This window comes from Streptosporangium sp. NPDC006013, assembly GCF_040614275.1.
In the GTDB taxonomy this organism is placed as follows: Bacteria; Actinomycetota; Actinomycetes; order Streptosporangiales; family Streptosporangiaceae; genus Streptosporangium.
The window spans coordinates 1-8594 of record NZ_JBEXUE010000424.1 but is presented as its reverse complement, the minus strand read 5'-3'; the positions used below and the strand labels follow the sequence as shown (position 1 = coordinate 8594).

Genomic DNA, 8594 nt, shown 5'->3' with positions numbered 1-8594 from the left:
ACCTTGATCTACACCAACACAACTAAACTGTCTCCCTCCACGACTCTCTTCCGTGCTGGGGGCCCGCGGCGGGGCGATGGCGACCCGCTGCCGCTGGCCGCCGGACAGTTCGAGCGGGTGGCGTCCCGCGGTGGCCGCCGGCAGCCCGACCTGGTCGAGCAGCTCGACGACCCGGTCGCGGCGTTCCTTGCGCCGGACACCGGTCAGGGCCACCGCCTCGCCGACGATCCGCCCGACCGGGTAGCGGGGGTCGAACGAGCCGAGCGGATCCTGGTAGATGGCCTGGATCCGGCGCCGCCTCGTTCTGCGGTCGCGCTCGGGCACGCCGCTCCACGGCTCGCCACCGAGCCGTACGACGCCCTCGTCGGGTTCCAGCAGGCCGAGCGCGATGCGGGCGGCGGTCGTCTTGCCCGATCCGGACTCTCCGACCAGCCCCAGCGTTTCCCCCGCTCTGAGCTGGAACGACACATCCCTGACCGCGTCCTGCCAGCCCCCGTCGGGGGTGCGGAACCGCTTGGAGAGGCCCTCGGCCGCCAGCACCACGTCCCCCCGCTCGCGAGGTTCCGGCCGCGCCGCGGCGGGCCGGGCGGGCCGTGGTACCGGCGCGAGGACGCGCGAGGCGGGATATCGGCACAGGACCCGATGCCCCGCCTCGACCTCGGCGGGATCCGGGAGCCTGTCTCGGCACTGCTGGTCGGCGTGCGCGCAGCGGGCCGCGTACGGGCATCCGCCCGGTCCCGACGCGGGCCGCCCGGCCGCCGCGACGGACAGCGCCGTGCCCTTGGCGTGGGCGGCGGGCACGGCGGCGATGAGCGCCTGGGTGTACGGATGCCGGGGATCGGCGAGCAACCGGGCGGCCGGGCCCTCCTCGACGATCAGCCCGCCGTACATGACGGCGATGCGGTCGGCGAGCCTGGACACCACGGCCAGGTCGTGGCTGATCAGCAGGAGGGCCGCGCCGCTCTCCGTCAGCCCGCGCAGCAGCGCGAAGATCTGCGCCTGCACGGTGACGTCCAGCGCGGTGGTGGGCTCGTCGGCCACCAGCAGGCGCGGTCCCGCGGCGATCACGGACGCGATGAGCGCCCGCTGTCGCAGACCGCCGGAGAGCTCGTGCGGGTACTGGCGCGCCCGCCGGGCCGGGTCGGGGATGCCGACGTCGGCCAGCAGCGACAGCACCCGCTCGCCGATGCCCGCCCGGTCCACGACCCGGTGGGTGCGCAGCGTCTCGGCGACCTCGGCTCCGACGGTCCTGAGCGGGTCCAGCGACACCAGCGCGTCCTGGAGCACCAGGCCGATCCGGCGGCCCCGGACCGCGCGCCAGCCCGACTCGGTCAGGGTCGTCAGGTCGTCGCCCTCGAAGGTGAGCCGGCGGGCACTGACCGAGGCCCGCTCGCCGGCCAGGCCGACGAGGGTGCGCGCGGTGACGCTCTTACCTGAGCCCGACTCCCCGACGATGGCCAGGCACTCGCCGGGCGCGACCGCGAACGACACGTCCCGCACCGCATGGATCCGCTCGCCGTCGAGATGGAAGACGACGTCGAGTCCTTCGACCACGATCACCGCGTCCTCCTGGTGAAGCGGCTCTGGGCGGAGCGGCCGATCACGTTCACGGCGATCACCGTGGCCGTGATGGCCGCCCCGGGGAACAGCCCGATCCACCAGGCCGTCTGCAGGAAGTCACGGCCCTCCGACAGCATGGCTCCCCATTCCGGTGCGGGCGGCCTCGTGCCGAAGCCGAGGAAGCTCAGCCCGGATCCGGCGATGAGCGCCGTGCCGAAGCCGACGCCTGCCAACACCAGCAGCGGGCCGAGGGCGTTGGGCAGGATGTGCCGCACGATCAGCGTCGAGCGCCGCAGCCCGAGCCCGCAGGCCGCCTCGACGTACCCCGACCTGCGCACCACCAGGGCCTCGGCGCGGACGACCCGCGCGTACCCGGGGACGAAGGCGATGGCGATGGCCAGCACCACGTTGGCGGTCCCGCCGCCCAGGACGGTGATCACAAGCAGGGCGACCAGGAGCTGGGGCAGTGAGAGCAGGATGTCGGCCACCCGCATGACCGCCTGGTCGGCCAGGCGCCCGCCCAGCGCGGCGGCGAGGCCGAGCACCGCTCCCCCGATGACGGCGAGACAGGTCGAGCCCAGCCCCAGGAGCAGGGACGGCCGGGCGCCGTGGACGACCCGGGTGAACAGGTCGCGGCCGAGCTGGTCGGTGCCGAACCAGTGCTCGGCACCGGGTGGTAGCAGGGCATGGACGGGATCGATGGTGATCGGCGAGGACGCGGCCAGCAGTTCCGGCGCGAGGGCGGCCACCGCGATCGGGACGAGCACGGCCCAGGCGAGCACCGACGGCCCGCGCCGGACGGCGAGCCCCCAGCGGGCGGTGATACGGACGGAGAGCGGCGCCACACGATCACCCGGCCCGTAGCCGCGGATCGATGAGCGCGTACAGCAGGTCGACGACCGTGGAGATGAGGACGAACACGAAGGCCGACAGCAACACCACGCCCATCACCACCGGCATGTCCTTGTTTCCCACCGCCTGCAGCGTGAGCGCGCCGATGCCCGAGCGGCCGAAGACCGTCTCCACCAGGACGGCGCCGCCGAGCAACGTCCCGACGAGCCATCCCGTGAGGGTGGCGAGCGGCACCGCCGCGTGCCGGAGCGCATGACGTAGCCGGACGGCGGTCTGGCCCAGGCCCCGCGCCCGAGCGGTGATCGCGAACGGCTGTGCCAGCGCGGTCTCAAGCCCCTCGCGCAGCACCTGCGCGAGGACACCGGCGATCGGCAGGGCCAGGGTGAGCGCGGGCAGCACCAGCGCCGCCAGGTCCTGCGCGCCGATGACGGGGAAGAGCCGGAGCTGGAAGGAGAACGCGGTCAGCAGCAGGATGCCCAGCCAGTACGAGGGCAGCGAGACGGCCACCAGTTCCCAGGCCGTCGCCGCGGCCCGCACACCGCGGCGCCGTCCGGCCGTCGCCACCGCCGACACCAGCGCGATCAGGACGGCGAGGGCGATCGCGGCCGCGGCGAGCTGCACGGTGGCGCCGAGCTGGTCGCCGATCAGCTGCCATACCGGCCGCTGGAGCTGGTACGAGGAGCCCAGGTCGCCGGTGACGACCTTGCCCAGGTAGCCGAGGTACTGGATGAGCACCGGCCGGTCGAACCCGAACTCGGCCCTGATGTGCTGCCTGACCTCGGCCGATGCCGTGGTGGCCGGTCCCAGCAGGGTCGCGACGGGGTCTCCCGGGATGAGCTGGAGGGCGACGAAGGCGAGGGTCGCGGCGCCGTACAGCACCGCGAGCCCTGCCCCCAGCCGCTTGGCGAGAGTCCTCACTGCGCCGTCTTGGCGAGCCACACGTCGTAGAACAGCGGCCAGGCGTTGGAATCGAGCGTGAGCCCGCGTACCTGCTTGCCGAGGCCGAGTACCTGCGACTGGGTGTAGACGGGGATCACCACCGCGAGGTCGACGGCACGCTGCTGGGTCTTGCCGTACACGTCCTTCCTGACGGTCTCGTCGAGGGTGGCCCGGCCCTGGTCGGTCCATGTGGTCAGGTCGGGGTCGTTGAGGAACGTGGCGTTCTGCCCGCCCTTCTGTGGCCGGCTGGCGCCGTTGAACAGGAGCCACAGCACGTCCGGTTCGAAGCGCGACCAGCTGTAGTCGGCCAGGTCGGCCTTGCCGCCGTAGACCCGCTCGAGGTAGGTGCCGATGTCGGCCTGGGGCCGGGTGACCTCGACGCCGATCTTCTTGAGGTCGGCCTGGAACGCCTGCCCGAGGATGTCCCGCTGGTCGCGCACGTACTGGGCGGGCAGCAGCGGCCAGTCGACGACCAGGCGTTTGCCGTCCTTCGTCCGGTAGCCGTCGGCGTCCCTGCCGGTCCAGCCGGCCTCGTCCAGCAGCTTGCCGGCCAGGGCCTGGTCGTACGGCCAGCTGTTCTCCAGCGCCGCGTTGTAGCCGGGGGTGGTCGGCGCCAGCGGGCTCCACGCTCTGGCGAACCGACCGAAGTAGAGCGCCTTGACGTTGGTGTCGACGTCGATCCCCCGTTGGAGTGCCTTGCGGACCTTCTCGTCGTTGAGGGGAGGCTTGGAAGCGTTCAAGTAGATGCTGTAGTTCCCACCGGGATAGTCGGCCTTGAGCAGCGAGAGGTCGGCGTTGGCCTCGACGGTCTTCGCGTTGGCCGGCGGGATCGCCGCGGCGACGTCGATCTGGCGGCTGTTCAGCGAGCCGACCCGGACCGAGGCCTCCGGCAGGAACCGGACGGTCAGCTTGTCGAGGTAGGCGGGACCTGTGTGGCCACCGGTGCCGGGGGCCCAGGCGTAGTCGGCGTTCCTGGTCAGGACCGCCTCCTGGCCCTTGGTGTAGCCGGTGAACACGAACGGTCCGGTGCCGACGCCGACGGCCCCGCCGGAGCCGAGCGTGGCCGCGTTGGCCGCGATCGTCTTCGGCGAGTAGAAGCCGAGGTAGGCCGTGCTCGCGGCCTGCAGGAACGGTGCGAAGGGTGCGGAGAACTCGACCTTCACCGTGTGCGGGTCGACGATCGTGGTCCCGGTGTAGGGACCGAGGAGGTTGGAGGCGAGCTGTGACTTGGTCGCGGGGTCGGCGATGCGATCGAAGTTGACCTTCACCGCTTCCGCGTCGAAGGGCGTGCCGTCGTGGAACTTGACGTCCTTGCGGAGGCGGAAGGTGTAGCTCTTGAGATCGGGAGCCACCTCCCAGGACTCGGCGAGCCACGGATGGAACCTGCCCGAGGAGTCCTCGGCGATCAGTGAGTCGAAGACGTTGCGGAGGATCGCCCCGGTGATGTCCTGCGAGCTGACGTGAATGTCGAAGGAGACCGGCTCGGTGTCGGCCGCGAAGGTCAGCGACCCGCCCCTGACGGGAGCGGCCGACACCGAACCGCTCGTGCCGCCGGAGGAGGTGGCGGGCGAGCCGCAGGCGGCCAGCAGAAGCATGGCGCCGGCCATCACCCCGATTCTGGTTCGCGACGACAGCCCGAATTTTTTGAGCACGTGCATTTCACCGCTCCGGCGGGTTGGTAATAGAAGGAGTCAGAATTGACTTTTGCCGAAAGATTAAACCGGGGTTCGCGCCGGAAACACCCCTAGTAACCCCTAACCGGAAATTCCTTTGGCCAGTGGATATCGGGGAACGGAGACCCGCAGCCCGATGCGCCACCCCTGGGGGGTGCGCCGCAGAACGTCGAGGTAGTCGCCGTTGTGCACGCTCCCGTCGGGAAGCACCGCGAGGTATCGGCTCCGCGCCCTGACGACACCGTCGCCGTCCACGAAGACATGCGTGTCAAGGGTCTGGTGGTCAGGCCCGTGCGGCCTCAGGCTCAGCGCGAACTCGCCGATGGCGGGCAACCCGCGCACGGAGCGCCCGGCTCCCCTGGTCAGCTTGATCACCGCGTCCTCGGTGAACACCCGGCCGAGGTCGGCGACCTCTCCGTTGTCGAAGAGGTGGGAGAACAACGCGAGCGTCCCGCGAATGTCGGAAACGTCCTCCAGTGATAATTCATCCATTTATCGGCGCCCGCTCAGGAGATCTGCTGGATGATGCCGAGGCGGTCCGGAAGAACGTTGTACCGCACGATCTTCCCGTCCTTGAATGTTATCCGGCTGACGCTGTTTCCAATGAAATGCCGTCCGCTCGCGGGGACGCCGAACAGGGGAGCGCGGTGGACGCCCTCGATCCGCCAGAAGACCACCACCCGGTCGCCTTCCGCGATCAGGTCCGTGACGGTGGCCTTGACGTTCTCGACAGTCTGCCAGACCCCCCGGATGTGGTCGCGGAAGTCCTCCCTGCCTCCGGGTCCGGCTCCCGGCGGGATCGTCTCGTCGACGGCGTCCTCGGCGATGATCTCCTCAAGCAGCTCCGGGCGCCGCAGAGTGATCAACTCCTCGTAGAGGCGCCGCGCCACGTCCTTGTTCGTTTCCGTGCTCATCGTGAGACTCCTATCTGGGCGCGTCGCCCGGGAAGGCGGGCGGGAGAAGGATGCCGTTGTTGGCGCTGAGGCCGCCGTCGACGGGGATGGTGACGCCGGTGACGTACGACGCGGCGGGCGAGGTCAGGAACCAGACGACCTCGGCCTGCTCGCGTGGCTCCGCCCAGCGCCGCTGCGGGATGCGCTCGGTCACCGCCGGTCCGAGCGTGGGGTGAGACAGTACGCCCGCGGTCAGCGCGGTCACCGTCCCGCCGGGAGCGATGGCGTTGACCCTGATGTTCTCCACCGCGTAGTCGATCGCCGCGCCGCGCACCAGATTGATCACCGCCGCCTTGGAGGCGTTGTACGCCCAGGTGAGCGGATCACCGCCCAGGCCCGAGACCGACGAGGTCACCACGATCGAGCCCCCACCCGCCGTTCGCAGGGCCGGCAGCGAGGCCCGGATGCCCAGCGCCGTGCCGCGCACGTTGACGGCGAGGATCCGGTCGAACCGTTCGATGGCCCCGGGCGACTCCAGGGGCCCGGCGCCGCTGATCCCGGCGTTGAGCACCACCGCGTCCAACCGCCCGAACTCGCGGACGGCGAGGTCGACCATGGCGGCGTTGGTCTCCTCGGTGGACACGTCCCCGACGAGCGGGACGACGCCGTGGAGGGCGGAGAGCTTCTCCAGCCCCTCCCCCGTCACGTCGACCGCGACGACCCGGACGCCCCTGTCGGCGAACAGCTCCGCGGTGGCCCTTCCGATGCCGGACGCGGCGCCGGTGACGACCGCTACCTGAACACTCATGCGTTCCTCTCCTGTCTGGACGGGACGAGCGCGTCGATCCACGAGCGGACCGCCGCCACCGTCGTCTCGGAGTGCTCTTCGAGCACTGTGAAATGGTCGCCGGGCACATCGACGGTCTCGTGCGGCAACGGCCAGAAGGCCCGCCAGTCGAGCCGTCCGGTGGGATCGACGACGGTGCCGCGCAGCGGCTCCTCCGCTCGGACGACGAGGGTCCTGGCACCGATCGGCTTGGGCTGCCAGTCGGCCAGGATCCGGCCGTACGCGCCCATGGTGGTGAGGCTCGCGTCACTCCAGACCATCCGGTAGCGCTCGATGCGCTCCACCATCCCGGTGAGCATCGCGGCCAGCCACCAGTCCCGCATGCCCTCCAGCGTCGGGCTCTCGATCGGGTAGGAGTCGATCAGGACGAGCCCGGCCGCCGGGATGCCGCGGTTCTCCAGCTCGGCCGCCACCGAATGCGCGATACAGCCGCCCATGGACCGGCCGAGGATCACGAACGGGCCGTCGCCGACCAGCCGCTCCACCGTGTCGGCGTGCATCTGGACGAACGTCTCCTCGCTGTCGGGCAGGAGGTCGTCCGGCGCGTATCCGGGTGACGGCACCACGTGGACGTCCCGCTCGCCGCGCATGGCGTGGCCGAAGCGGGCGTACTCGTGCGGGCCGGAGATGGCGCTGACCGCCGGGAAGCAGACCAGCGTGACCGGCGCGTCGCCGGAGGCCAGCCGGATCGGCGAGATGGCGTGCCGGGCGGCCTCCTCCGCGCCGAAGCTCGACCGCAGGTGGGAGACCACGCCGATCAGCTCGGCGGCGGCGGCGAACTCGCCCCGGCCGCACAACTGGCGGTAGAGATCGGAGAGCGGCCCCTGCCCTGCCGCCGAGGTCTCCGCCGCGGGCACGTCGGGCGTGGGAACGCTCGCGAGCTCCGGCAGCAGGTAGCCGACGAGGGCCTCGGGCGTGGGGTGGTCGAAGGTGACCGTCGCGGGCAGCCGCAGGCCGGTCAGCGCGTCCAGCCGGTTGCGCAGCTCGACGGCGGTGAGCGAGTCCAGCCCGAGGTCGTTGAACGGGCGATCCGGTGCGACGGCCCCGGCCGACGTGCCCAGGACCGCCGCCACCTCCGCCGTGACCACGTCGAGCACGGCTTGAGCGTGCTGTTCCTCGGGCAGCCTGGCCAGACGGTGGGCCAGCGCGGGGCCGGTCGCCGTGGAGGTCCTGGCCGCTCGCCGTAGCGGCCTGACCAGATCGCGCAGCAGCGGGGGCGGTTCCGCTCCGCCCGCCCGTAGCGCGGTGAGGTCGAGCGGGGCGGGGACGAGGAACGCGTGGTCGAGCCGGAGCGCGGCGTCGAACAGCGCCAGCCCCTCCGCGTCGGCAAGGGCCCGGATCCCGGCGCGCGCGGCGCGGGCGCGGTCGGCGTCGGTCAGGTGCGCGGTGACGCCGCTCGGCCGCGCCCACATACCCCACGCCAGCGAGAGCGCGGGCAGTCCGAGAGCCCTGCGATGTACGGCCAGTGCGTCCAGGAAGGTGTTGGCCGCCGCGTAGCCGCCCTGTCCCGGCCCGCCGAGGAGCGCGGCGACGGAGGAGTAGAGGACGAAGGCGGCCAGGTCGTGGTCGCGGGTCAGCTCGTGCAGGTTCCAGGCGGCGTCGACCTTGGGACGCAGTACGTCGTCGACGCGGTCCGGCGTGAGCGAGGTGATCACGCCGTCGTCGACGATGCCGGAGGTGTGCACGACCGCCGTCAGCGGATGAGCCGCCGGGATGCCGGCCAGCACCGCGGAGAGGGCGTCCCGGTCGGCGGCGTCGGCCGCCACGACGGCGACCCGCGCGCCGAGCCCGGCCAGTTCCTCGCTGAGTTCGGCGACCCCGGGGGCCTGC

At 71.7% G+C, this 8594-nt stretch carries 8 protein-coding genes; all 8 read right to left on the bottom strand.

The window, feature by feature from the left end; all coding sequences use genetic code 11:
• A partial coding sequence (locus ABZ260_RS40100; RefSeq protein ID WP_355628062.1) for an ABC transporter ATP-binding protein occupies nucleotides 1–1560 on the bottom strand: 1560 nt, incomplete at its 3' end.
• The gene (locus ABZ260_RS40095; RefSeq protein WP_355628059.1) at nucleotides 1557–2405 is read right to left on the bottom strand and encodes an ABC transporter permease; all 849 of its coding nucleotides are present in this window, start codon (nucleotides 2403–2405) and stop codon (nucleotides 1557–1559) included. The genes ABZ260_RS40095 and ABZ260_RS40100, both read right to left, overlap by 4 nt.
• Before the next feature lie 4 nt (nucleotides 2406–2409).
• Nucleotides 2410–3330, bottom strand: coding sequence for an ABC transporter permease (locus ABZ260_RS40090; protein WP_350966128.1), 921 nt, complete (start codon nucleotides 3328–3330; stop codon nucleotides 2410–2412).
• Nucleotides 3327–4958, bottom strand: coding sequence for an ABC transporter substrate-binding protein (locus tag ABZ260_RS40085; RefSeq protein WP_355628055.1), 1632 nt, complete (start codon nucleotides 4956–4958; stop codon nucleotides 3327–3329). Before ABZ260_RS40085 ends, ABZ260_RS40090 begins: the two co-directional genes overlap by 4 nt.
• 147 nt (nucleotides 4959–5105) lie before the next feature.
• The gene (locus ABZ260_RS40080; protein WP_355628052.1) at nucleotides 5106–5516 is read right to left on the bottom strand and encodes a nuclear transport factor 2 family protein; all 411 of its coding nucleotides are present in this window, start codon (nucleotides 5514–5516) and stop codon (nucleotides 5106–5108) included.
• Nucleotides 5517–5530: 14 nt separating this feature from the next.
• On the bottom strand, nucleotides 5531–5938 hold the full coding sequence (locus tag ABZ260_RS40075) for an ester cyclase (RefSeq protein WP_350926061.1): 408 nt from the start codon (nucleotides 5936–5938) through the stop codon (nucleotides 5531–5533).
• A gap of 10 nt (nucleotides 5939–5948) precedes the next feature.
• Nucleotides 5949–6725 (bottom strand): SDR family oxidoreductase, encoded by a 777-nt coding sequence (locus ABZ260_RS40070; protein ID WP_355628049.1) that lies wholly within the window; start codon nucleotides 6723–6725, stop codon nucleotides 5949–5951.
• Nucleotides 6722–8594 (bottom strand): type I polyketide synthase (locus ABZ260_RS40065; RefSeq protein ID WP_355628046.1); only part of this gene is annotated, 1873 nt, incomplete at its 5' end. The genes ABZ260_RS40065 and ABZ260_RS40070, both read right to left, overlap by 4 nt.

Bases quoted from the DNA above. Each gene is read 5' to 3' on its own strand.
- ABZ260_RS40085 (WP_355628055.1), bottom strand. From the start codon at position 4,958: ATGGCCGGCGCCATGCTTCTGCTGGCCGCCTGCGGCTCGCCCGCCACC.
- ABZ260_RS40080 (WP_355628052.1), bottom strand. From the start codon at position 5,516: ATGGATGAATTATCACTGGAGGACGTTTCCGACATTCGCGGGACGCTC.
- ABZ260_RS40075 (WP_350926061.1), bottom strand. From the start codon at position 5,938: ATGAGCACGGAAACGAACAAGGACGTGGCGCGGCGCCTCTACGAGGAG.
- ABZ260_RS40070 (WP_355628049.1), bottom strand. From the start codon at position 6,725: ATGAGTGTTCAGGTAGCGGTCGTCACCGGCGCCGCGTCCGGCATCGGA.